General features: G+C 38.6%; 26 protein-coding genes. 14 read left to right on the top strand and 12 right to left on the bottom strand.

The window, feature by feature from the left end; translation table 11 throughout:
- The first annotated feature begins 24 nt into the window (after positions 1 to 24).
- The gene (locus LEP1GSC199_RS07695; protein ID WP_039926322.1) at positions 25 to 276 is read left to right on the top strand and encodes a hypothetical protein; all 252 of its coding nucleotides are present in this window, start codon (positions 25 to 27) and stop codon (positions 274 to 276) included.
- Positions 277 to 313: 37 nt separating this feature from the next.
- On the opposite strand, the gene LEP1GSC199_RS07700 is transcribed toward LEP1GSC199_RS07695, so the two are convergent.
- The 5 genes from LEP1GSC199_RS07700 to aroC all read right to left on the bottom strand — a co-directional run bounded on the left by LEP1GSC199_RS07700 (position 314) and on the right by aroC (position 3,087).
- Entirely contained in the window at positions 314 to 1,030 is a 717-nt protein-coding gene (locus LEP1GSC199_RS07700; protein ID WP_051999747.1) for an integrase core domain-containing protein, read from the bottom strand.
- A 263-nt stretch (positions 1,031 to 1,293) separates the two neighbouring features.
- Positions 1,294 to 1,485 (bottom strand): hypothetical protein, encoded by a 192-nt coding sequence (locus tag LEP1GSC199_RS07705; RefSeq protein ID WP_002980453.1) that lies wholly within the window; start codon positions 1,483 to 1,485, stop codon positions 1,294 to 1,296.
- Positions 1,482 to 1,607 carry a hypothetical protein gene (locus LEP1GSC199_RS22080; protein ID WP_002980313.1) on the bottom strand — a complete coding sequence of 42 codons (126 nt, stop codon included), beginning with the start codon at positions 1,605 to 1,607 and terminating at the stop codon, positions 1,482 to 1,484. The genes LEP1GSC199_RS07705 and LEP1GSC199_RS22080 overlap by 4 nt, the downstream gene beginning before the upstream one ends.
- A 60-nt stretch (positions 1,608 to 1,667) precedes the next feature.
- The gene (locus LEP1GSC199_RS07710; protein ID WP_002980489.1) at positions 1,668 to 1,934 is read right to left on the bottom strand and encodes a response regulator transcription factor; all 267 of its coding nucleotides are present in this window, start codon (positions 1,932 to 1,934) and stop codon (positions 1,668 to 1,670) included.
- A gap of 16 nt (positions 1,935 to 1,950) precedes the next feature.
- Entirely contained in the window at positions 1,951 to 3,087 is a 1,137-nt protein-coding gene (gene aroC / locus LEP1GSC199_RS07715; protein ID WP_002980493.1) for a chorismate synthase, read from the bottom strand.
- On the opposite strand from aroC, the gene LEP1GSC199_RS07720 reads away from it, so the two are divergent.
- Genes LEP1GSC199_RS07720 through LEP1GSC199_RS07735 form a run of 4 tightly spaced genes read left to right on the top strand, consistent with a single transcriptional unit; the run spans position 3,078 to position 5,864 of the window.
- A complete protein-coding gene (locus tag LEP1GSC199_RS07720; protein WP_002980363.1) occupies positions 3,078 to 3,644 on the top strand; it encodes an LIC_10042 family TonB-like protein in 567 nt (188 codons plus the stop codon). The two genes, aroC and LEP1GSC199_RS07720, sit on opposite strands and share 10 nt — an antisense overlap.
- The gene (locus LEP1GSC199_RS07725) at positions 3,631 to 4,170 is read left to right on the top strand and encodes a UpxY family transcription antiterminator (RefSeq protein WP_002980299.1); all 540 of its coding nucleotides are present in this window, start codon (positions 3,631 to 3,633) and stop codon (positions 4,168 to 4,170) included. Before LEP1GSC199_RS07720 ends, LEP1GSC199_RS07725 begins: the two co-directional genes overlap by 14 nt.
- Positions 4,167 to 5,141: a KpsF/GutQ family sugar-phosphate isomerase gene (locus LEP1GSC199_RS07730; RefSeq protein ID WP_002980424.1), complete on the top strand. Its 975-nt coding sequence runs from the start codon at positions 4,167 to 4,169 to the stop codon at positions 5,139 to 5,141. Before LEP1GSC199_RS07725 ends, LEP1GSC199_RS07730 begins: the two co-directional genes overlap by 4 nt.
- A 6-nt stretch (positions 5,142 to 5,147) precedes the next feature.
- Positions 5,148 to 5,864: a type I 3-dehydroquinate dehydratase gene (locus LEP1GSC199_RS07735; RefSeq protein WP_002980497.1), complete on the top strand. Its 717-nt coding sequence runs from the start codon at positions 5,148 to 5,150 to the stop codon at positions 5,862 to 5,864.
- A gap of 45 nt (positions 5,865 to 5,909) precedes the next feature.
- Here LEP1GSC199_RS07735 and LEP1GSC199_RS07740 read toward each other — a convergent pair whose 3' ends face one another.
- Genes LEP1GSC199_RS07740 through LEP1GSC199_RS07750 form a run of 3 tightly spaced genes read right to left on the bottom strand, consistent with a single transcriptional unit; the run spans position 5,910 to position 9,662 of the window.
- Positions 5,910 to 7,493 (bottom strand): tetratricopeptide repeat protein, encoded by a 1,584-nt coding sequence (locus tag LEP1GSC199_RS07740; RefSeq protein ID WP_002980412.1) that lies wholly within the window; start codon positions 7,491 to 7,493, stop codon positions 5,910 to 5,912.
- Between the two features lie 44 nt (positions 7,494 to 7,537).
- Positions 7,538 to 9,145 carry a GMC family oxidoreductase N-terminal domain-containing protein gene (locus LEP1GSC199_RS07745; protein ID WP_002980324.1) on the bottom strand — a complete coding sequence of 536 codons (1,608 nt, stop codon included), beginning with the start codon at positions 9,143 to 9,145 and terminating at the stop codon, positions 7,538 to 7,540.
- 10 nt (positions 9,146 to 9,155) lie between these two features.
- Entirely contained in the window at positions 9,156 to 9,662 is a 507-nt protein-coding gene (locus tag LEP1GSC199_RS07750) for a hypothetical protein (protein ID WP_198288765.1), read from the bottom strand.
- Here LEP1GSC199_RS07750 and LEP1GSC199_RS07755 point away from each other — a divergent pair.
- The 4 genes from LEP1GSC199_RS07755 to LEP1GSC199_RS07770 are packed head-to-tail and all read left to right on the top strand — an operon-like array spanning position 9,604 to position 14,366.
- Positions 9,604 to 11,028, top strand: coding sequence for a peptidoglycan recognition protein family protein (locus tag LEP1GSC199_RS07755; RefSeq protein WP_002980400.1), 1,425 nt, complete (start codon positions 9,604 to 9,606; stop codon positions 11,026 to 11,028). The genes LEP1GSC199_RS07750 and LEP1GSC199_RS07755 overlap by 59 nt on opposite strands.
- 15 nt (positions 11,029 to 11,043) lie before the next feature.
- Complete coding sequence (pepN, locus tag LEP1GSC199_RS07760; protein WP_002980277.1) at positions 11,044 to 13,686, top strand: aminopeptidase N; 2,643 nt, start codon at positions 11,044 to 11,046, stop codon at positions 13,684 to 13,686.
- Positions 13,687 to 13,695: 9 nt separating this feature from the next.
- Positions 13,696 to 14,019 (top strand): TRL-like family protein, encoded by a 324-nt coding sequence (locus LEP1GSC199_RS07765; RefSeq protein ID WP_002980463.1) that lies wholly within the window; start codon positions 13,696 to 13,698, stop codon positions 14,017 to 14,019.
- Complete coding sequence (locus LEP1GSC199_RS07770; protein WP_002980315.1) at positions 14,016 to 14,366, top strand: TRL domain-containing protein; 351 nt, start codon at positions 14,016 to 14,018, stop codon at positions 14,364 to 14,366. Before LEP1GSC199_RS07765 ends, LEP1GSC199_RS07770 begins: the two co-directional genes overlap by 4 nt.
- Here the strand turns inward: LEP1GSC199_RS07770 and LEP1GSC199_RS07775 are convergent.
- Positions 14,363 to 15,316 carry a glycerophosphodiester phosphodiesterase gene (locus tag LEP1GSC199_RS07775; protein ID WP_002980365.1) on the bottom strand — a complete coding sequence of 318 codons (954 nt, stop codon included), beginning with the start codon at positions 15,314 to 15,316 and terminating at the stop codon, positions 14,363 to 14,365. The genes LEP1GSC199_RS07770 and LEP1GSC199_RS07775 overlap by 4 nt on opposite strands.
- 389 nt (positions 15,317 to 15,705) lie before the next feature.
- Between LEP1GSC199_RS07775 and LEP1GSC199_RS07780 the strand changes: the two genes are divergently transcribed.
- Positions 15,706 to 16,200 (top strand): helix-turn-helix domain-containing protein, encoded by a 495-nt coding sequence (locus LEP1GSC199_RS07780; RefSeq protein ID WP_002980307.1) that lies wholly within the window; start codon positions 15,706 to 15,708, stop codon positions 16,198 to 16,200.
- Between the two features lie 60 nt (positions 16,201 to 16,260).
- On the opposite strand, the gene fliG is transcribed toward LEP1GSC199_RS07780, so the two are convergent.
- Positions 16,261 to 17,274, bottom strand: a complete 1,014-nt coding sequence (gene fliG, locus LEP1GSC199_RS07785; RefSeq protein WP_002980429.1) for a flagellar motor switch protein FliG — start codon at positions 17,272 to 17,274, stop codon at positions 16,261 to 16,263.
- Between the two features lie 191 nt (positions 17,275 to 17,465).
- Between fliG and LEP1GSC199_RS07790 the strand changes: the two genes are divergently transcribed.
- Genes LEP1GSC199_RS07790 through LEP1GSC199_RS07800 form a run of 3 tightly spaced genes read left to right on the top strand, consistent with a single transcriptional unit; the run spans position 17,466 to position 19,350 of the window.
- Positions 17,466 to 18,041 carry a TetR/AcrR family transcriptional regulator gene (locus LEP1GSC199_RS07790; protein ID WP_002980341.1) on the top strand — a complete coding sequence of 192 codons (576 nt, stop codon included), beginning with the start codon at positions 17,466 to 17,468 and terminating at the stop codon, positions 18,039 to 18,041.
- Positions 18,042 to 18,067: 26 nt separating this feature from the next.
- Positions 18,068 to 19,057, top strand: coding sequence for an MBL fold metallo-hydrolase (locus LEP1GSC199_RS07795; RefSeq protein ID WP_002980328.1), 990 nt, complete (start codon positions 18,068 to 18,070; stop codon positions 19,055 to 19,057).
- 8 nt (positions 19,058 to 19,065) lie between these two features.
- Positions 19,066 to 19,350 (top strand): hypothetical protein, encoded by a 285-nt coding sequence (locus tag LEP1GSC199_RS07800; RefSeq protein ID WP_002980257.1) that lies wholly within the window; start codon positions 19,066 to 19,068, stop codon positions 19,348 to 19,350.
- Between the two features lie 39 nt (positions 19,351 to 19,389).
- Here the strand turns inward: LEP1GSC199_RS07800 and LEP1GSC199_RS07805 are convergent, their stop codons facing one another.
- Positions 19,390 to 19,995, bottom strand: coding sequence for a hypothetical protein (locus tag LEP1GSC199_RS07805; protein WP_002980488.1), 606 nt, complete (start codon positions 19,993 to 19,995; stop codon positions 19,390 to 19,392).
- Between LEP1GSC199_RS07805 and LEP1GSC199_RS07810 the strand changes: the two genes are divergently transcribed.
- Entirely contained in the window at positions 19,994 to 21,049 is a 1,056-nt protein-coding gene (locus LEP1GSC199_RS07810; RefSeq protein WP_002980295.1) for a hypothetical protein, read from the top strand. The genes LEP1GSC199_RS07805 and LEP1GSC199_RS07810 overlap by 2 nt on opposite strands.
- On the opposite strand, the gene LEP1GSC199_RS07815 is transcribed toward LEP1GSC199_RS07810, so the two are convergent.
- On the bottom strand, positions 21,014 to 21,979 hold the full coding sequence (locus tag LEP1GSC199_RS07815; RefSeq protein WP_002980391.1) for a M23 family metallopeptidase: 966 nt from the start codon (positions 21,977 to 21,979) through the stop codon (positions 21,014 to 21,016). The genes LEP1GSC199_RS07810 and LEP1GSC199_RS07815 overlap by 36 nt on opposite strands.
- Positions 21,980 to 21,991: the final 12 nt, after the last annotated feature.

The raw sequence follows: 21,991 nt of genomic DNA on the forward strand, positions 1-21,991 counted from the left end.
AGCCGAAATGAAGGAAATTAATAAATGATTGAACTTATTGAATTATTATCTATGGACTGCAGCTTTGATATTAAATATTTTCTAGAGATAGTAAAAGAATGTCTAATCATAGGTGGTATTCTATTTGCAGGTTTTATAGCCTATCAAATAGCCTTTCGTGAACTAAAATTCAGCGCTATAAGAGAACTAATCGAAAGAGATAAAAACTTAAGACGAGAATTTCTGAATGAAATATCACATTGCTTTTCAATTTATCATGATATATTTGTGTCTTAGTTCAGTGAAAAACAGAATTTTGAGATTCAAAATTAAGCTAAGCAACAAGCCTTATATTAGCCTTTACCGAGTATTCTTTTCTCTTCAATTTTGCTTCAAGTAGTTTTTCTTTTCTTTCTGCTAAAATCTTTTCCTTGCGACCATAAAACACATCCATAGGTGTTACGTAACCGATTGCAGAATGAAGTCTTAGCGAATTGTATTCTTCAATCCATTTACCAACTTCTTCTCTAATTTGTTCGAGTGAATACATTGGTATTTCACGGATTAACTCAGTCTTAATGGTTCCATGAAATCTTTCTAGTTTCCCGTTGGACTGAGGATGATTTACAGAAGTCCGAACATTATGGATAGAAAATTCTTTCAAAATTTGTTTGAATTCCTTAGTCAAGAATTGAGATCCATTGTCAGTTATAAGACGAACCGCTACTGACTTATCGCCTCCAAGCCATTTGTCGCATGCGTCCCATAAAACTAACTGTGTATCAAGTGACTCCATTCGGGTACTGATTGACCATGCAAGGACTGCACGTGACGCCACGTATAACACTGATATCAAGTAAACAAAACTTCCTTTAAAATTGATATATGATATGTCCATATGCCAGTGTTCATGAATAGCTTTAGGTTGATCAAAACCTGTTTTCTTGGATTCTCCCAAGGGCTTTTGCCATCTGCGGTTTAAACCACAGTCCACCAGAATGCGATATACACTAGAAGGAGACATATATGCTATGTTTTCATCAATCATCATCCATGCCAAAAGAACATATCCTTTGAATGGATGATTTCGTTTGTAATCTTCAACTGCCTTTCGTTCCTCTGGTGTTATCCAATGCGATTTTGGAATTACTTTCTTTGGTGATTTGTTTTTACATTTTCTCCAAACAGTTAACTTGCCTGGATTTACATCTATTTTACTACACAGGTATTTGATGGGGAGACCTGACGCCTCTTTCAGCCGATCTAAGGTATTTACAATCTCATGCTTTAATGCAGTCGAAACATGTAATCCTGTCAGAGCTCCCCAGCTTCTTTTTTTAGGTCGATGATCTCCCCTGTGAGTTCGGCTATGATTCTGTTTTTCCTCTCCAGTTCCTTTTCATACTTTTCTATCAGTTTCTTGTTTTCATTGGATTCTTTTTGATTCGACCCAGCCAATGCTTCGCGTCCTGCTTCCAATACTATTTTTAACCAATTTTGCATCATGGTTGGATGAATCCGATATTCATCACAGGTGCTACCAACTTTGATTTTAATAGGTGTTTTCGGATGATGCCTATCTTGTCATCCGCTTTGAACGTACGTCTTTCTCTTACTTGTTTTTCCATCTCTAATCTCCATTTTCGGCTTGGAGTATTAGCTTAATTTAGGTCAGCAAAATTGCGTTTTCATCTGAACTGGAATAACATGATGACAGGTGTCATCTTTAACATATCCTTTCCTTTCTCTAAGAAGCTAATCCCATCCAAATAAGGCATATTCACATCGCTAATCACTAAATCAAAACTATTGTTTCGAATTTTAGTAAGCCCAGACATTCCATCCACGACATGAGTGACGTCAAAGTTATATCTTTCCAAAGTATGTAATAATAGTTTAGCACTACTTTCATCATCTTCGAGGAGGAGGACTTTATAAACTTTTGGTCGGCTCATCTGTATTATGATTCCTTTATTGTTCTGGTATAGAATCTAAATTTGCATATTTCATAAACCATTTCGGCTGCAATGCTCTTTGGTAAAGGTAAGCATCTACGAGCACAAGATTTACCACAGCTTCCACAATGGGAACGGCTCTTGGTAACACACAAGGATCATGACGTCCTTTTGCTTTGAGGATGGTTTCTTCGTTTTTATCGTTAATGGTTTTTTGTTCTTTTTTGATGGTCGAAGTTGGTTTGAAAGCTGCCCGAAGAATCAAATCCATTCCATTTGAAATTCCACCTTGGATTCCACCAGAATTGTTAGTTCTAGTTTTTACTTTTCCCGTTCCTTCTTCAATATAAAACTCATCGTTGTGTATGCTACCTGTTTGGCGAGTACCACTAAACCCTGAACCCACTTCAAATCCCTTACAAGCAGAAATAGAAAGGATCGCTTTTGCTAAATCCGCATCTAACTTGTCATATACGGGATCACCCAGACCTGGAGGTAGATTCCGAACGGCAATTTTTACCACCCCACCCACAGAATCTCCCTCATCCCGAAGTTTGCGAATAAGAGTTTCCATTTCGTCGTTGGTCGATTGTTTAGGACATCTTGTCGGAAACTTATCCACAATATCCCTTGAAATAGGATATTCCAATTCACTAATATTGGAATCAATGGGGCCAATGGCATCTACCCAACCGACTGTGTAGATACCTAACTCGCGTTCTAAGATGACCCGAGCAAGACCCGCTGCAGCCACTCGTCCTATGGTTTCACGAACCGAAGACCTACCACCACCTACATGGGCACGGTGTCCGTATTTTTCTGAATATGTATAGTCTGCATGCGAAGGACGAAAGACATGTGCCATTTCATCGTAGTCACTACCAATTGTGTTTTGGTTGTTCACCTTCATAAGAATGGGGCTACCGGTAGTTTTTCCTTCAAACACTCCCGATTCCACAACCATACGATCCTTTTCATCACGTGGAGTGGTGAGATCATTTTGGCCGGGTCTACGGCGCGTTAAATCTTTTTGGATTTCTTCTTCTGGAAAGGGAAGGCCCGCTGGAACCCCATCCACAACAACCCCAACGGAAGTTCCGTGGGACTCACCAAACGTAGATACTCGAAAAATTTTTCCCCAACTTGAAGGCATATACGGACAATGAAAATGGAGATTGCATTCTCTCCAATAAAGTTTTTCATGATCTTGGGATGCACATTCTCTTTGAAGGTCAGAAATATAAGGCGCTGATCATAACTTTTGGATTTCACCTTGTGTTACTATTCGCTCTAATTGCCTATAGCCAGCAAAGGGACATAGATTCGCCATTTTTAAAATGGAAAAAAGGTGGGACTGCATCGACCATACATTTGCAATTTTCTTCTGGATTTGGAAAATCCCTTGAGTCTGACTCTAGAAATCCCTCACAAGAGGAAGGGACAAAAACTTTGGAAGACGAGATCTCCGAATTCCAAAACCGTTTGAGTTACCCCGCACTCGCTTTGGAACAGAAATTAGAAGATGTTTGCATTTATAAACTCTACCTTAAAGAAGATGGTACTCTAGAAAAAATTGCAGTGGTCACCGAGTGTAGGTATGCGGTCTTTGATTTACAGGTGCGTCGGCAGCTAGCCGATTGGCAGTTCCAATATTCCAAAGGTAAAGAATTTGTTCTACCCATTAGGTTCCGTTTAGATGTCCGAGACTAACCCCCCAATAGAAGAAAGTGCTTGGTACATTGTGTATACCAAACCCAGGGCAGAAAAAAAGCTAAGCCAGTTACTCACGAAGTATACTCTAGAAAACTATGTTCCCATTCGCAAAGAAAGAAAAAAATGGACCGACAGGTTTAAGTGGATCCATACACCCACACTCCCTTCTTATATTTTTGTAAAAATTGTCTTCTGGAGAGATAAAAATAAAGTCCTCCAATTACCTGGTTCCCATCATTTTGTATTTCATAAGGGCCAACCGGCAACGGTGTCACAAGAGGAATTAGATCTATTAGAAGAAGGCCTTCAGAAATATGCAGACTCACTAAAGGTAAGGCCGGAATCGGTTTTGGAAAAAGGGAAATTGGTGCGTATTGTTAGTGGAGCGTTTAGTGGCAAAACATTGGAAATTTTAAAAGTTAAAAATAAAACCTTAGTGGTCCTAAGGTTTCCAGGAATTGACACTGCGATTACTCATGAAATCAAAGTGGATGATTTAGCCTGGGAGGAATTACTCGTATGAAAGAAAAAGATACACTATCTATCGTAAAACAAGCGCTCGATGATGAAATTTCATCTCTGGTTCATTTTCGTGACCAGCTAGATCCATCTGTTAAAGACTGTATCGATTTAATTTTAAATTCATCGGGGAAAGTAATTGTCACTGGTGTTGGTAAGTCCGGAGACATTGCCAAAAAAATTTCCCATACACTTTCTTCGACAGGAACCTCTGCCTATTTTTTACATCCAACGGATGCCTCTCATGGAGATTCAGGAATTGTAGGACCAGATGATGTAGTCCTTGCTATCGGTAAAAGTGGAGAGTCCGAAGAACTCAATTACATATTGCCCACACTCAGAAAAATTGGAGCAAAAATTGTAGGAATCACTGCAAACGCCAAATCCAAGTTAGCATCCCTTTCTGATATTGTCATCATCACTCCCGTATTAAAAGAAGCCTGTCCTTTGGATTTGGCACCCACATCAAGCACAACTATTGCCCTTGTTCTCGGGGATGCGATTGCTGTGGCACTGATGGAATTAAAAAATTTTCAGGCGAATGACTTTGCTTTATATCATCCCGCAGGCCGACTTGGAAAACGTCTTTCTTTGTACCTATCAGATGTTATGCGAAAAGGAAAAAGAAACGCATCGATTCCTGTGGATGCTAATCTTGAAACCATTCTCAAAGAAATTACGGAAAAAGGGATTGGAGCCACAGGTGTTGTGGATTCCCATTCTAAACTCATTGGTCTTATCACTGATTACGATATCAGAAAATATCTAAGTAAAAAAACACTGTTACCTACTGTGACTGCAAAAGATATGATGAATGCAAATCCAAGCAGTTTCCGACCAGAAGAAAAAGCTTATGATGTTTTAATTAAAATGGAAGGTCGAGAACGTCCTATTTCCGTTGCTCCCGTTGTGGATGAAACGGGTTTATTTGTAGGAATGATTTCCCTTCACGATTTATTACAAAGAGGACTATAAGAAATAATGCCAGAATCTTACAAAATCATAGCTTCCGTAGGTGAAGATGATCTTCGTCACTTACAAAAAAAAGATGTAAAAGAAGTCGATGTGATCGAAGTCCGATTGGATCTTTTTTCTAGAAACTACATCCAAAAAGAAATGAAGAAAAAGCTAAAAGCTTTAGGTCTTCCCGTGCTTTTTACTTACCGCAGGGCAGAAGATAGTAGCGTTCGCTCTTATGTTAAACTCTTTCATGAAGATGTGGAAGGGATTCTAAAAGATTTTAATGATAATGCCAATTACCTAGATATCGAATTGAATCGCGAAGATACGATCTTTCGCAATTATGATACTCTTAACTATCGGATTATTTATTCCTACCATTCGTTTAAAAAATCCATCCTCGCGAATGAAATGATGAATTATATTAATAAAGCAAAACCTGTAAAAAAGAAAAACCCAATCTTTAAGTTTGCCATCACACCGGAAGATATTGAAGAAACAGCAGATTTTTTAAATGATATTAAACTTTTATCAAAATCCAATACAATGATCGGAATTTGTATGGGAGAACTTGGAATCATCTCTCGAGTTTTCGGTGATAAATTTCACTCTTCTTTCACCTATATGACATTAGGTGAAGCAAAAGCTCCTGGCCAAATTTCCGTGGATACTTTTAAAAAACTAAGAGCCGATTTGTTTAAAAGTCCAAGTTCTGGAAAGGATTCAAAAGAAGATTAGACAGTAACTGTCCTTGGAACAGTGATCCCTGCCCGAGGTTTTAGTTTATGGTTGAGCCTGGGCACTAATTGTGCCTGCTTTTGTTTTAATAAATTCTCGAAAACTAAGATCTTTCCAAACATCTTTAAAATCTTTCTCCAAAGATTCAGAAGTCCAATACTCAGGTTTTAAATCCGCAGCTAATTTAAATTGTTCTTTGGTTTTGGAAAGATCTCCTTTTTTAGAATAACATCTAGCAAGCAGGTAGTATCCTGAAGAAGAACCGGAAATTTTTTGTAAGATAGAAATGGCCGCGTCTACCTTTCCTGAATAAAAATAATTCCGACCACGATAGAATAAAAACTCTCTAGATTCTAAATTTGCCGGAACTTTTTCCAAAACAGAAAAATAGGTTTCAGCTTTGTCGAAAGCATTGGTTTCCGTATAACGCCTAGCGAGTTTAATAAAACCCACTTGGTATTTTTCTGGGGTTTGGGTTAAGTCAGGATATTTTGAATCAATAAATTCAGAATATTTAGCAAAACTCGTTTCGAATTTTTTAGTTCTTTTTCCGGCCTCAAACATACAGACAAAACGAAATATATGAGATTCTATTTGTTCTGGATTGAGAGAAAGGGCTTTGTCCGCAGAAGAAATACAATTCTCCCAATCAGATTTTTGTTCATACAATCTTGCTAAAGCCAAAAGTGGAGGGTCTTTTTGTAATTGTTTGTATGCCAGTTGGAAGGAAGTTTCTGCTTTATCTAATTCAGCTAACTTCTGAAAGGCGATACCTTCATTCAGGTATACATAGTATAAAAAAACATTAGTGTCTTTGGAAAATGGATTTTTTTTAGCTCGTTCAAAGGACTCAATTGCTGATTTAGGATCATCTTGCCTTAGTTTTACAATCCCTAGTTTGTAGTGATATCTCGAACGAGATGGATTTTTTTCGATCAGAGTTTTAAGATTGTTTTCCGCTAGATCATATTTTTTTTCTTCAAACAATGCTAAAACATAATCCCAACGTACATCTTCCAAATTTGGTTGGCCTACTAAAACTTGTTCATAATACTCGCTTGGTTTTGTACCTTCTGAGTTATCGGAAACTTCTTCTGCTTTTTTCGAAGTATCTTTTTTTGAATCCGATTGTTTTGGTTCTGTAGGTTTAGATTCTACTCTGACTGTATGAGTATAGTTTTGAGTATAAGAAGGATTCCCTTTATTTCCCACAGCACGGTTGTATATCTTTTGTACTTCTTCATTTTTAGAATCATATTTTAGATAACGCGCCGCATAAGTTGCAGACAAATTCCAATCTTGGTGGTAATTAAAAAAAAGTGCGAGTTTTAAAAGGACTGTTTTTCTTTGGTCTTTGTCCAAATCCAAATCGGCAGCTCTTCTGAAGTTTTGAATGGATTTAGGATAATCTTTTTTATATTCGTAAATATATCCCAAATACATATAGGCTTCACCGTCTTGCGGGTGTGAGTCGGCATGTTTTGTAAATTTTTTAATCGCTTCGCCGTAAGCTTTTTTTGAGAAAGCTTTTTTGCCTTCCTTCATTGCGTCACTGTCAATCGCAAAGACTGTAGTGTGAAGGATTACAAAGATAAAAACTAAGGAAAGATATTTCCGCACGGATTCCAAACTAGTTAGAACCCATGGGAATGAAAGGGATTTTTGGAAAAAAGTTAGATCTTCGTTCTTTCTTCTTTTTGTGCGGCCAAATTTCTCGATGCTCTGAGAACGATACTCATTGTCGTTATTTGTGGGTTCACCGAAAGTCCTGTAGGATAAACTGAGGCATCCATGACAAATATGTTTTTATGACCATAAATTTCCAAATTTAAATCAACAGCGCCCTTTTCTGGATCGTTTGCAGACTGAATAGACCCATGCGGATGCGCAGAACCAACAGTTAGGTCACCCGGTCTCGTACTTTCTTTCAAAATCCAATCAAAGTTGTCGTTTCCTGTGACTTTATAAGGCTCTGTAAACCTTGTAAAAGGAAAAATGAGTTCCTTCGCACCTGCTGCCACTGTCACTTCCGCAAGAGCCTTTAATCCTTTCAGCATATTGAGGCCGTCTGTGGGTGTTAGTTCAAAATACACCTTTCGTCTTCCTAAACTATACTTAACACTCGCATTAGCTTCCCCATCAGCACCATCGCGGACAAGAACAATCCCTGCATTGTATTTAGTGTAGTCCTTCATGACATCAAACTGTTGTTTGCCGTAAAAAGGAACAAGAGAAGAAGCAAGAGTAGGTCTGTAAGGAGCCGCTTCCAACCAGAAACCGTAACCAGTCCCATTTTGGTTATGACCATCTTTGATTACAATGGATTGTGGTGGGCCTTGAAACATTTTGATTTCAGATTCAAACTTACCAAAGATAGTGGATGTTGGATGGACTTTTAAATTTCTACCTACCCATCCATTTCCAATCCCACTCCTTTGTAAAAGAGCAGGTCCTTCGATGGCACCGGCACTCACAATCACAACCGGCGCTTTGATTTCCATAATTTCAATTACTTCTGAAGGAGCAGTTTCATAAGCATCAGGTGTAAACTCGGCTATGACAGTTTTGATTTTTCCTTCTTTAATTTTTGCGGCCCGCATATTGGAAACAACAATCGCACCGGCTTCAATCGCATCGGGAATCCAAGTTAAAAACGCCGATTGTTTGGCATTGATAGGACAACCAAGTCCACACCGACCAAGCCCAATACAACCTCGGTTGTTGTTTCGAAGCACTTGTGGTGTGAGGCCGATTTTTTTACCCCCCACACGAAGGACATTATTGTTGGCATTAACTAAATTGTCAGGGACTTCATGAACACCTAATCTTTGGTGTACTTCGGAAACAAATGAATCCATTTCTTCTCTTGAATATCCTTGCCATCCAAATCGTTCACTCCATTCCGTTGTTACATAGTCTGGAGGATATAAAGATGTTTGCCAGTTGACAGTAGTGGAACCACCGATGGATTTCCCTTGCAAAATCGATAATGTTTGTTCTTCCGTAACAATAAACCCTGCATCTCGATAGAGTCTTGCTTGCGAGATAAATTCATCAGAATTGAATTGTGCAGGGGTGAAGTAACTTCCCTCTTCAATGAGGACCACCTTCCAACCGTTACGTGCGAGTTCGCTCGCTGCGACGGCTCCACCAGCGCCAGAGCCAATGACAACAACATCGGCACTCAGTTCCCATTTTCCGTTTTGGATTTTGTTTTCTTTGATAATGTCTGAATGTTTTTTTGGAGTGATAATTTTTTGGTTAAAAATAGGAATTCCCATATAGCCCGCCTTATTGGATATAACCGACAAATTTTTGGTACTCTTTGTCGGAACTTAAAAGGAAAAATGAAATTTGCCTAAGAATGGCGTAAACACCACGTTTGAGACCGAGAGAAGAATGTTTCCACTCTAACAATCGTTTGATCCTTTTTTCCATGGGAAGTTTTACAATCGGAGTAAAAGAAAAATCAAGGGCCATGGCCGCTAAAATTGAGGAAGGAACGCTAGCTAACAGTTGTATAATGCTTTCTGTTTCAATGGGATAGGGGTGACCATATACATAATTGTCCAAAGCAAGCCCTAGATCAAAATTCGGAATGGGGTTGTCTTGGAGGAAGACTTCTTGCAAGCTACGAAAACTGTGGTATTGTTCTGGTGAAATTCCCCTGAGTGTGGGAGTGGTAAGTCCAGGACCACAATTCACTCCTTGAATTGAAACTGCAGTTAGGGCAAAACATTTGAGAGAAAACTTTAAGAAACGATTTCGCGACAGAGTAAAGGGTGTATACGGCTCCAAGTCTCTTTTCCTTGTTATGATTTTGAACCCATTGTGTCAGAATCTTGTAAAATTATCACTCATTTTCCTTATTTCCACTGGATGTATTGGTATTTTTCGAAAGGCGCCAGACTATCCATCCATTCGCATCGAAGGTTTAGTATCCTATAGCGAACTAGAGTCGGTTAAGAATGTAAAATGGAACTCACTTTCCAAACATAGGGATCCAAAATCTATTTCTGCCATCATCCTTCATAATTCAGGAAAACGAACGTTCCCTAATTTCCTGAAACTTTCTGTGGACAATCAATTTATGTTTCATGTCTACGTGGACTCGGAAGGTACTATTTTTGGAGATCCTAATTTTTTGAATCATGAATGGTCGGCCGCCCCTGGAATTGATTTAGAATCCATTCATATAGTATACGAAGGCACCCAAGAAACTCTCTATAACAATCGCAAACAACGCAGTGTCTTGAACCAAATTATTTCTTATTTGACCGAAGAACTTGATATCCCCAAATCCAACTACGATGTTATTTCTAAACGTGGAGTTTTTACTCACAATCAAACCAAACGAAGGTTTGGTGGCTTTGTGGATTTTTCTCCTTGCGGGAGTGAACTTGCCCTCAAACAAATCCTTTCAGAAATTGATGGAAAATTCTACAAAGAAGATGATTGGAAGGATCGTTTTGTTACTGGTTGGGTCTTAAAAAAAGAAAACAAAGAAATTTTAAAAGAAACCTTCAAACCCACCAATGGCCGAGGGATCACAAAAGCAGAAAAGATCAACATATCACGAATTGAAAAAGATGAGAGGGGTTTCCCCCCTGAAGAATACAGAGTCAAATATTTATTCCGTGGAAAAATCAAACCTAGTTGTGTTGTTTTACATTACACTGCCATTTCTGAATATTTTAAATCCCTCCGGACACTGGAAGCAAGAAACCTAACTGCATCTATCATGGTGGACAATAACGGAAAGGCTTATCAACTAGTGGACGTTCTCGAAGACAGAGCTGCTGCTGCCACAGGTACAAACGACAATTGTATCCAAATCGAAATTGTGGCCAAAGATACAGAAGAACTTTTAAAACAACCAGAACAAATCCAAACTGTAAAAGACCTTGTGATTGAGCTCACATCCAAATACAAGATCCCTCTCTCAAATGAAAAAGTGGAAGACTTAATCGGTGTCTTTAGCCATACCCAAGCCAAAAAAAAATGGGGCGGTTCCATTTTCTTAAATGCAAAAGACTTTGATCCAGGCGAAGATTATATGGAAATGATCCTAAATTCCATTGGTGGCAAATACTATAGCGAACCAGAATGGAAAAATCGAAAGTCCATCGACTGGGCCATTTTATATCGTAACTTTCAACCATAACGAGACGGAGCTTCTATGAAACAAATCTTACAAATTCTATCCTTACTTTCAATTGTTTTGGTTTTGGATTGCCGTCTCAAAAAACCAGTTTACCACCTAACACAATCCGAGGCCGAAAGTCGGTTTGAAATTTTAGAAGACATTCATTATGAACTGGATGTCCATTTAACTCCGAAAGATTCCTTCGAAGGAAAAGTCAAAATCCGATTTTTGGGAAAAAAACTAAAAGACCTACGTTTGGATTATTATGAAGGAAAAATCAAATCGATCATTCTGAATGAAGAAGATTTAACAAACCTTCCTTTCCAAAACGGCCATATCCAACTTCCGGCAAATAACGTTATGATAGGAAATAACACTCTCACAGTTTTGTTTGAAACCCCTTATGCGAAAACGGGGAATGGGCTTCATAAGTTCACTGATCCAGACGATAAAGAAGTGTATCTTTATTCCCAATTTGAAGCCTTCCATGCGAACAAAATGTTCCCTTGTTTCGACCAACCTGATTTAAAAGCGACCTTCCAACTGAATGCGACCGTTCCAAAAAATTGGAAAGTAATTTCTACCACTCTTCCCCAATCGCAAACCAAAGGCACAAACTCAGAAGAGGTAACTCATTCATTTCCAGAATCAGCAAAAATCGCAACCTATGTTTTTTCACTGCACGCAGGACCTTACCAAGTTTGGGAAGATCAATTTGAATCCATCCCTTTGCGACTTTTTGTTCGAAAGTCACTTAGCAAATATGTAGATCCCAAAGACTGGTTTACCTTTACCAAAGAAGGATTTGCTTTTTTTAATTCTTACTTTGGAATTCCTTATCCCTTCCTAAAATACGACCAAGTCATTGTACCCGAATTTAATTTTGGTGCGATGGAAAATGTAGCAGCTGTTACTTTTTCTGAACGTTTTGTGTCTCGGGCTCCCATGACCAGATCACAAAGAGAAAACCTATCTGATGTGGTTTTACATGAAATGGCACATATGTGGTTTGGAAACTTAGTCACCATGCGATGGTGGAATGGATTATGGCTTAATGAAAGTTTTGCGACCTATATGGCAAGTTTAGCCCAAGCAAAAAATTCCGAATTCAAAGAAACTTGGATTAGTTTTTTTGAAAAAATGAAACAATGGGCCTATGAAGAAGATAGTTTTATCACTAACCACCCCGTAGAAGCAAAAGTATCCGATACAGAAGAAGCCTTCACCCAATTTGATGGAATCACTTATGGAAAAGGGGCTTCTGTCCTCAAACAATTGGTTTACTTTATCGGTGAAGATACCTTTCAGCGTGGAGTGCAAAATTACCTTCGTAAGTATTCCTATTCGAATTCTACACTCACAGACTTTTTAAAGGAACTGGAATTTGCAAGTGGGTTTCCCATGAAAAAATGGTCCAAAGATTGGTTGGAAACCAAAGGAACAAACCAAGTAGAACTCACAACCCTTTGTGCCGATAACCAGTTCTATTGGAAAATTGTCCAATCAGCACCTGGTTTAGAAAACAAACTCAGAGATCACAAAACCATCCTCGGACTTTATTTTTTTGATAAACCAAACAAACAACTTTCCTTTACAGAAGTTCCCGTGATTTATTCTGGTCGCTCGACTAGTGCCATTTTTCCTGTAAAATCTTGTCCTGATTATAGTTTTATCAATGCCGAAGACCATGACTTTGCAATCTGGAAATGGACAGAACCTAACAAGGAAAATTTGGAATATGTTTTAGAATATGATACAGACCCCATGCGAAAACTCATTTTGTGGACTGATTATTTTGGACAAGTGTTACTCGCCAATATCACATTTGATGAATTCAAAGACACGGCTATCCGTCTGTATCCAAAAGAATCGGATATCAAAATCAAACGTTGGATTTTATCTCGTTTGGCCTCAGACAACGGCTTTACTTATGTAACCAGTCGCTTTTGGTTTCCCGAAGAAAAAAGGGTTCGTGACTTTGATGCTTTACAAAGTTTTTTATGGGAAGAACTAAACCAGGCAAAACCGGGAAGTGATGAACAACGTTACCTCTTTGTTTCGCTCATTGACTCTACCTATACAACGAAAAGTAAAAAACGTTTATACGATTTTTTAGAGAATAAACTCATCGTTGGTGGATTAAAAATCGACCAAGACCTACGATGGAGTCTCATTGTAAAACTCAGTTCCCTAGAAACAGATAGAATCCAAATCCAATCCATCATCGAACGAGAGAAAAAAGTAGATCCTTCTAGTCGTGGAGTAAACTCTAGTTTGGCGGCCGAAGGGGCAGAACCCAATCGTTCTGTAAAAGAAAAATGGATTCAAATTCTTCTCAATCCTAAGTCGAGTCAATTCTCTTCTTCAACTCTCAGAGTAGTTTCCTATTCCCTTTTTCCCGAAAACCAAAAAGAAATCCAACTGAGTTTTTTAAATACATATTTTGATGCACTTGACCAGTTCAATCGGGGAGAAGATGAAAATTATTTGGATGCTTTTGCTAAAAGTTTGGCACCCGATTTTTGTACTGATGAGACACTGCTCATTCTAAAGAAGTTTACAGGCAACCATCCAAGGCTTACCGCACCGATCAAAAAAACTCTTTTGAAACAAATTGATTCAGAAAAAAAATGCATCCAAATAAAAAACAAACATAAAAAACTGATTAACAACTAAGGAAATTCTTTGAATCGAGTTTTTAATTTTTCTATCTTACTAGTTTTGATTTCTAGTTTGTTCTTTGGCAACTGTGCTTCTCCGGGTTTCGGACCCAGGGGGTTTTTGTATACAAGAGCAAAAATCGGAATTTTTGGGACAGGTGAACCTTCTAAACGAAGAGTTACTTCTTGCGTACACTCTGTACTCGGACTTATATCCTATGGCGATGCCTCTTTTGAATTTCTAAAGTCTAGATCCAAAATTCAAAATGTAACCGAAACCAATTGGACAACCTTTTCCATCCTCGGCATTTATGCGAACCTATGTGTAGAGATCTCAGGAAACGAATGAAAACGATACTGATTTCTCGGCATTCACTGACTTTTGGGTTTATAGTTCTTCTTGGTATCTTTACAACCGGTTGTGTGAATTTGGGACAACCACAGGGATTGGGCCCTACAGGACTTTTTTATGCCTCCTATTCCTTGGGTTTATCCGAGCGAAATTTGCCAAAACTACCTTTAAAAAAAGGAAAAGCCTGTATAAAGCGGTATGGATTTCTTTTTACTTCTGGTAATGCCAGCATTGGAACGGCAGCCAATGCCGGTGGAATTGTAGATATCTATCGAATCGAAAAAGAGGCAACGAACTACCTCTCACTCTATTCTTCGCTTTGTACGGTGGTTTGGGGAATCTAAGGTTTTTTACGAACCACTGAATCTAACAAATCGGGATAATCAGAGATGATTCCGTCCACACCACAGGAAACGAGTCGTTTCATTTCTTTGTCCGTATTGACTGTCCATGGAATGACCAACATAGAATTGTTATGTGACTCGTTCACAAACTTAGGTGTGACATACAAAAAGTATGGGGAAATGATATCGGCTTTTTTGTCTTTTGCTGCTGATAGAATAGTTTCACGATAACCATTTCCGAGGCCAATCGTCATTAAAAAACCTTGAAAGTAAGTGGGAACAAACAAAGCACTAGTTTTGATTTTAGGATTTTTTGATTTAGAAACCGATAAAGTACGAAGGTCAAAGGATTGAATGGTGGATCGGTCTATGACTTTATACTTTTCAATGATTTGAATTAGTTTTTCTGTATGTTCTTTTACCAAACTATCGGGAGCCGATCCGTCATCTGGAAATTTTGTCTCAATGTTGAATTCATAAATCTCCTTTGATTTTTTTTCAGTAGCCAATACCCTTTCAAAAAACTCTTCCAAAGAAAGAAGTTTGGTTCCAGGAACTGGAATTTGTTTGGGAAAGTTTGGATTTTTTTTAGATCCACAATCATAGGATTGTAACTCAGCTAATGTCAGTTCATAAAGAGATGTTTTTTTAATCTCTTTACCATCTGCGTTTTGACAAATGACAGGATTGGTATCGGAATCATGGTGGATGACCACTCGTTTGTCCTTGGTAAGAACAGTATCAAGCTCCAAGGTTACCATCTTATACTTAATTGCTTCTTCAAAAGCTGGCCAAGTGTTTTCTGGTTTGAGTCCCCTTGCCCCGCGGTGGCCTTGTAAATCGATTTCTTTACGCAAACGATTAGGTGATTCCACAGAGGCACAGTTGGCAGAATATAGTGCAAGACAAACTAAGAGTAAACTAATTCTAAAAGGTTGGGTTTTGTTCATCAAAGGTTTCCTTTCTAAGAGATTCCATCGTAAACATTGATAATGATAAGAAAGAATTTTTTCTAATTTTATTCTAAAAAGAAAACAGTCTCTGTGCTTATAAAATAGGAGAAATACAGCCGATCCACGGCTCTTTCCTTGCAAAACATGGGAAAAATAAAGAATTCGAGGGGAAGAAATAAGAAAAGGCTGGAAAAAACGAGCACACCACCTAGGCTAACCTCGGTGGCGGACTCCAGAAAGGAAATTTAGCGTAATTTGAGCCTAACAGTTCTTTCGAAGAGAACGTCAACCCTATCCATGCGAATCTTATTCCTTCAGAACGTTCAAAACGTTTTTGGAGCCTTTTCAGACCGTTATTAACGGAAATTTAGAATTTTTTTTAAAACATGGAAAAAGTAAACCAGTTCAGAAACTACCGAGAGAGACGAAAACTTACTAGAATCGAATTATCAGAAAAATTGAATATTCCTCGTTCTGCCGTAGAACTCTTGGAATCCGAAGATTGGATCCGATCTAAGTTCGATTATGTCGTTTTGGTCGCTAAAGAACTAGGACTCTCTCTCATCGATCTCATCCGACAAGAATTCGATTATGACTTAGAAAAGGAATTTTTCAATGAAGAGGAATTTGAAGAAATCGTAGCTCGTTATGCCAATGCAAGGGTTACTTTGATTCTATCGGAACTCAAATTGTTCTGCAGGAATGCCAAAGTACGTTTGGATGATTTTGATATCACCGAATTTTCATTTTCGATGGGAAACCTGCACAAACTCATCACTCTCAACCAAAGATTAGAACGTGGTGAAATTTCTCCGAAGGATGCACTCATCGAATTTCCGCCTAAGTGGGGAAAGTTCAGCAACCGAAGTAAAGAGAATTAGGAAGATTCGAATTTACTAACAGAATCGGTTTCCTACAGTAATCAAAGCAAAACTTGCGACTTAAACCACAAGTTCGTCTTCTCCCGCACGAGCCACAACGATCTCGCCCGCTTCTTCCAGTTTACGAATGATGTTTACAATCTTTTGCTGTGCATCTTCCACATCTTTCAAACGAACAGGACCCATAAAGTCCATATCCTCTCGGAGTAGGTTTGCGGCACGTTTGGACATGTTTTTAAAGATTTTATCTTGCACTTCGGAATCTACCGACTTTAATGCTTTCGCCAAATCGGTGTTATCTACCTCACGCATTACCTTTTGAATCGCGCGGTCATCAAGTAATACGATATCTTCGAATACAAACATCCGTTTTTTGATCTCTTCGGCAAGTTCCGGATCTTCTTCTTCCAGGGCTTCAATGATGGTTTTCTCAGTTCCCCGGTCTACCAAGTTCAAAATTTCTACCACAGAATCGATACCCCTAGCGAAAGTATAATCCTCAGATGCAAGAGTGGAGAGTTTACGTTCTAACACTCGTTCTACCTCTCGAAGTACGTCCGGTGATACCCGGTCCATGGTCGCAATCCGTTTGGCCACTTCCGCTTGGATTTGGTGCGGTAAGTTAGAGAGAATGTTGGATGCTTTTTGCGGATCCAAATAGGATAAAATAAGGGCTATGGTCTGCGGATGTTCCCCCTGGATAAAGTTGAGGAGGTGGGCCGGGTCTGTTCTACGAATGAAGTCAAACGGCCTTACTTGTAAGGACGATGTCAAACGGTTGATGATATCGATGGCTTTTTGGTTTCCGAGAGCTTTTTCGAGAAGACCACGTGCAAAATCGATACCACCATTGGTGATAAATTCCTGCGCCATCATGAGTTCATTGAACTCAACGAGTACTTTTTCTTTGTCTTCTGGAGTGATTTTATCTAAACGAGCAATTTCGAACGTGATTTGTTCGATCTCGTCTTCACGGAGGTGTTTGAAAATTTCGGATGCCACATCGTTTCCAACAGCAACCAAAAAGATGGCGGCCTTTTGTCTTCCTGTAAGCGATGGCTTCTTATTGATCATACTTCGTCCCGAAATCCGTACTACTTAGTTTATCGGCCGCTATTCAAAAAAACAATGAGATTTATTCTTTGGGAAATTTTGCCTCCAAAACAAATCGAACCCATCGGAGCGAAATGGTTTCAATCTTCGGAAAACCTAGTCATCTGAATTTTTTATGTTGACCGGTCTATTATTTTTATAAGGAATGACCTATGGGCAAAAAAGGTGGATCCACAAAACAACGGATGATTGAAGTTATGGCCGAACTTTTAGAAACGGGTGGGTATGGGGCAAGTGGACTGAGTGAGCTCGGGAAAGAAACCAACACTCCAAAAGGTTCTCTCTACTTTCACTTTCCAGGTGGGAAAGACGAACTCACGAGCCTTGCCCTCCTCCATTCTGGAAATCAGCTGAATTTGTTTTTTTTATCCGTACTCGCAGGAACCGATTCTCCCACCCAAGCCATTAAACAGGTGTTTCATGCTTTGGAAGAAAGGATTGTTTCGAGTGAATACAAAAAAGGATGTCCGATTGCGACAACCGCTATGGAAACAGCAGGTTCTGTCCCGATAGTTTCACTAACATGTAGCGAGGTCTATTCGCTTTGGCTAAAAACTTTTGAATCCTATCTTCTTGATAAGGGATACACTCCTCGCATCGCCAAAAGTCTTTCTCTTTCCTTACTTTCTTTATGGGAAGGAGCCTTATTACTTTCCAAACTTCAAAAGTCTCCAGAACCACTTCGTGTGGCCGCAAAAACTGCCGAATCACTCTTCAAACAAAATTAATTTTTTATTAAGGATACCTATCGAATATGAAACTCTCCTCAAAAACTTTGATTGCCACGAGCCTAACCATTGTTTCGCTTTTTCTCTTCTTTCTCTATTTTCTTGGATACCCCAATGAAAATATCGCAGCTACACGCTCGGTCGAAAAAGAAACTCACTTTCTCATTCCAAAACCAAAAGAAAAATCAAAGTTGGTTTTTTCGATTCTGAAAACAGGAGAGGCAAAAACTTTAGAAGCCTTTGTGATTGAGGGAGGGTCCGTTCTTAAGGTAGTCACTGTGGCTCACTCAGGTTTTTACGTCCAACATCCCAAAGGAAATTTTTTATTCGATACTGGTCTTGGAACCAAAATCAAAGAACAATTCCAGATTTTTCCTTTGTATTTAAAGTTACTCATGGACTACCAGTTGATACAAACCGCAAGCGGACAGTTAGAATCCAATGGTATAAAAACTGATTCAATCCAAGATGTTTTTTTCTCGCACCTCCATTGGGACCATGCAAGTGGACTAAAAGACTTTCCATCGGCAAAAATCCATTCTTTACCTGGTGAATTAAACAATCCGAAAATCGAATTAGGTTATATTTCCTCACAATTTGATGGGGATTCTGTGAATTGGAACCATTTACAATTTCACAATATACCTTATGCCTCTTATCCGAAGAGTTTGGATTGGTTTGGAGACGGGACGGCCGTTTTTGTTCCTATGAAGGGGCATAGCGAAGGTTCAGTGGGTTTGTTTTTACATACCGAAAATCGAGAAACTTTCTTTTTTACAGGAGATATAGTTTGGAGAAAAGAAGGTTTTCTTAATAAAAAACACAAACCCAGAGGTGCCCGTTGGATAGTGGATTATGACACGACCACTCTCGGAGAAGAAATCTCCCGAGTTCACGAACTTATAAAAGTAAATCCAGAGTTACAAGTGATCCCCGCACATGATCATGATGTCCAAGGGGCTCTCGGCTTTTATCCTAAACTGATTGGTGGAAGTAGATCGACCGTTATGCGATAAAAAAGCAAATGAAAATCCTATTCCCTGATTTTTTGCTTTGGTTACTTTCAATAGTGAGTTTAATTTTTTATTTCTCTTACAAAGTGGAACTATCTCTAATTTATGGAATTGTTTTTTTAGAATTTGTTTCCCTAATTCGAATTGGATGGGTCCTATATAGAATGGTTGTTAGAAGAAAACAAAACGTTTCCTTCTATGTAATATCTATCTTATCTCTACTAATGAATGGAATCAACGGAATCTGTTTATTTTTTATCTTTCTTTTAGCTCTAGGTTTTACAGGCTCTCACTAACGCTAAAATTTTTTTTCATTAGAAAATTGGACATTATCTTTACTCAGATGGTTTAACTATCGATTGCTCCTTTTGCAAAAGAAGAGATTTAATTCCTTTTAGTGATAGTTCCAATTGTTCCATTTCTTGGTGCAAACTGTCCCGATTTTCTTGAATTTCTCCATGATACAAATGGGCCTTACCTACCAATTGGTGGTAATCCAACGAAAGTTGGTGGAGGGCAGACTCCCAATTTTTTGGTTCGATCCGCCTTTTGTTCCAATACCTTTTTTTCCCCCATAGGAAAACTAGCTGAAACAAACCTATCGCATGTAAAGGAACCAAAATGTATAAGGACGCTATGATGACCTTGGCATAAGTAACCTCTTTTGAAAATAGTCCCCAAAAATAGATCCAAAGGGATGCGAGTAACAGAACTGCAATCGTGAGATTGGCCTTCGGAGTTTTGGGAGAAACTGAATTGAAAACGGAAAGGAGGATGACAGAAAAGATGAATAAGAGGAGAACTTCCCAAGGGACTAATGTAAAAAACAAATCCCAAAACTTTTGAAAATTCTCCCAACTGGTTTTGATCTGGTTGATGGTAGTTTGGATTTCTAGAATTTGGTTTTGGATTTTTTGAAAGAAGTCTGTGATCGCCGACATGAAACAAATACTAACCAAAATCCAAAATCATGCAAGTGGTTTCTTTACCAAGTTCTTAGCACCCAAAACCTCAAGAAACCTTCTCATTCTATATTCACTCATTGCCATTCCCTTTTTTATTTATCATGAATCCCATTTGCCTTGGCACTACATTTTTGCCCTCTGTATTGTTTCTCTCGTTGTTGGCTTATTCATCACTTATGCTAGTTTGTATGTCATCCAACGTTATTGGATCGATACTTTTCATCCCATCATTGAGTTGGGTGTCGTAGTTATTTTTATCTTTGCTCTATGGCTTGCAGAAGTTTTGGTATTTGAGGCCGGAACTGTATTTTTATTTTTATTTATCGCCATTGCTTTTCTCATTCGTGTTTTGCATCTTGCGGAGTATGCTCGTCTTCTGGTGGCCGCCTGCCTAATTGCGAGTAATGCGCTGATTGCCTTTAAAGCCTTACAGGGTGCAGAAGTATTGTCGGCTTACTTACTTTTCAAAAACAAATACCAAATTGAAGAAAAGGATCTGAATGGTTGGACGGTCACTGACAACAACCAATATTGGAATGAAGAACTCCAATTGGGATTTACTCTCCCCGACGGATTTTACTTTTTTAAGCCGGAAGACTTAACGATGGAAAACAAAACGGGTGCAGGGCAAATTGCGGGACTCCTTGCTTTCAGTGACCATGATGCGGAACGGTATCCATTTGTTCGTATCTTCTATTTTCCTGACTACATAGGTTTTCAAGAAAACCAAGCCATCTCAGAGTTTTCTGAATTTTTGAAAATACAAGTCAGTAAAGGCGATATTGAAGACATCCAAGAAATCCAACAAAAGGAATTAGAACCGTTTGTTCTCACATCCAAGTTTTGGACATTTTACGACCTACTAAGACCTCGTTACGCAAAAACGGGTTTCCTCCTTGTGGACACACCCAATCACGACAAACTATTGTTACATATCACAGAAAATCTGGAAAAAGGCGAAATTCACGAACAAGGCATTCGTGATTTTCTATCTTCAATTCGATTCGGAAATCGATTGCAAAGCAATTAAGGAAAGTGGATCCACTAGGATATCGTTTACCTTTGCTCCTAAGTGGAGGTGAGGTCCAGTAGACATTCCAGTAGAACCAACAGTTCCAATTTCTTGTCCTTGTTTCACTGTATCACCAACTTTGACTTTGATTTCATCTTGGTGCATATAAAAAGAAAATATCTTATTCCCGTGATCTACGATTGTAAAATTTCCTTCGTAGTAGGTTTTACGTGCAAGGACTACTACTCCATCTTGGATCGCAAACACAGGTGTTCCTGATTTGCCCCGAAAGTCTACACCACCATGAGGGCGGCCCTGTTTGTTATTATAGTCTCGCCTAACATAGAATTTACTAGTGATAAAAATTTTTTCCAAAGGGTTTTTGAAATTACCACCAAACTGTAAACGACTTTGTTTTGAGAAGGCAACCTCTTTTGCAGTTTTACATTCTTGGATAAAATCTAACGTTTCTTTCGGAAGTTCTTTGGTAACAAACTTCTCATCTACTTTGATCTGTTGGTTTTTTTTGATTACTTGGAATTTCGTTGGTTCTAAAATGATCTGGTATTGTTTTTGTCCCCGTTTGACAAAAAAGATTTTTGATACAATTTCCAAAGTCATCGCACCCGCTGGAGTGTCTGGAGAAATGGGTAAAAAAGCCACCATACTTTTTTCCCTTTTAGTCAGGATCACATCTTTTCCCAACCAACTGACTTTGTAGGATTCGTTGATCCATTTTTTATCTTTAGGAGTTAAACGAAGAAAAATAACTTCGCCTCTCCCGAATCGTCTGGCTTCCATCAGTAAGGAAAAATTCTTTTCCTCTTTTTTCACAAAATAATTGGAAGGTATGGCGTGTGTTGGTTTTTTTTTGACCTCGCGAGACTCAGCAGGTACAACACGTACAAAAGATAAAATGAGGATTAATAAGGAGAAAAACCGTATCATCTCTTTAAATTT

This window comes from Leptospira vanthielii serovar Holland str. Waz Holland = ATCC 700522, from assembly GCF_000332455.1.
Taxonomy (GTDB): Bacteria; Spirochaetota; Leptospiria; order Leptospirales; family Leptospiraceae; genus Leptospira_A; species Leptospira_A vanthielii.

What these genes read in the sequence shown, in the direction of transcription:
- LEP1GSC199_RS07695 (WP_039926322.1), top strand. Translation starts at nt 25, where the DNA reads ATGATTGAACTTATTGAATTATTATCTATGGACTGCAGCTTTGATATT.
- LEP1GSC199_RS07700 (WP_051999747.1), bottom strand. Translation starts at nt 1,030, where the DNA reads ATGATGATTGATGAAAACATAGCATATATGTCTCCTTCTAGTGTATAT.
- LEP1GSC199_RS07705 (WP_002980453.1), bottom strand. Translation starts at nt 1,485, where the DNA reads ATGATGCAAAATTGGTTAAAAATAGTATTGGAAGCAGGACGCGAAGCA.
- LEP1GSC199_RS22080 (WP_002980313.1), bottom strand. Translation starts at nt 1,607, where the DNA reads ATGGAAAAACAAGTAAGAGAAAGACGTACGTTCAAAGCGGATGACAAG.
- LEP1GSC199_RS07710 (WP_002980489.1), bottom strand. Translation starts at nt 1,934, where the DNA reads ATGAGCCGACCAAAAGTTTATAAAGTCCTCCTCCTCGAAGATGATGAA.
- aroC (WP_002980493.1), bottom strand. Translation starts at nt 3,087, where the DNA reads ATGCCTTCAAGTTGGGGAAAAATTTTTCGAGTATCTACGTTTGGTGAG.
- LEP1GSC199_RS07725 (WP_002980299.1), top strand. Translation starts at nt 3,631, where the DNA reads ATGTCCGAGACTAACCCCCCAATAGAAGAAAGTGCTTGGTACATTGTG.
- LEP1GSC199_RS07730 (WP_002980424.1), top strand. Translation starts at nt 4,167, where the DNA reads ATGAAAGAAAAAGATACACTATCTATCGTAAAACAAGCGCTCGATGAT.
- LEP1GSC199_RS07735 (WP_002980497.1), top strand. Translation starts at nt 5,148, where the DNA reads ATGCCAGAATCTTACAAAATCATAGCTTCCGTAGGTGAAGATGATCTT.
- LEP1GSC199_RS07745 (WP_002980324.1), bottom strand. Translation starts at nt 9,145, where the DNA reads ATGGGAATTCCTATTTTTAACCAAAAAATTATCACTCCAAAAAAACAT.
- pepN (WP_002980277.1), top strand. Translation starts at nt 11,044, where the DNA reads ATGAAACAAATCTTACAAATTCTATCCTTACTTTCAATTGTTTTGGTT.
- LEP1GSC199_RS07770 (WP_002980315.1), top strand. Translation starts at nt 14,016, where the DNA reads ATGAAAACGATACTGATTTCTCGGCATTCACTGACTTTTGGGTTTATA.
- LEP1GSC199_RS07775 (WP_002980365.1), bottom strand. Translation starts at nt 15,316, where the DNA reads ATGAACAAAACCCAACCTTTTAGAATTAGTTTACTCTTAGTTTGTCTT.
- LEP1GSC199_RS07780 (WP_002980307.1), top strand. Translation starts at nt 15,706, where the DNA reads ATGGAAAAAGTAAACCAGTTCAGAAACTACCGAGAGAGACGAAAACTT.
- fliG (WP_002980429.1), bottom strand. Translation starts at nt 17,274, where the DNA reads ATGATCAATAAGAAGCCATCGCTTACAGGAAGACAAAAGGCCGCCATC.
- LEP1GSC199_RS07790 (WP_002980341.1), top strand. Translation starts at nt 17,466, where the DNA reads ATGGGCAAAAAAGGTGGATCCACAAAACAACGGATGATTGAAGTTATG.
- LEP1GSC199_RS07795 (WP_002980328.1), top strand. Translation starts at nt 18,068, where the DNA reads ATGAAACTCTCCTCAAAAACTTTGATTGCCACGAGCCTAACCATTGTT.
- LEP1GSC199_RS07800 (WP_002980257.1), top strand. Translation starts at nt 19,066, where the DNA reads ATGAAAATCCTATTCCCTGATTTTTTGCTTTGGTTACTTTCAATAGTG.
- LEP1GSC199_RS07810 (WP_002980295.1), top strand. Translation starts at nt 19,994, where the DNA reads ATGAAACAAATACTAACCAAAATCCAAAATCATGCAAGTGGTTTCTTT.
- LEP1GSC199_RS07805 (WP_002980488.1), bottom strand. Translation starts at nt 19,995, where the DNA reads ATGTCGGCGATCACAGACTTCTTTCAAAAAATCCAAAACCAAATTCTA.
- LEP1GSC199_RS07815 (WP_002980391.1), bottom strand. Translation starts at nt 21,979, where the DNA reads ATGATACGGTTTTTCTCCTTATTAATCCTCATTTTATCTTTTGTACGT.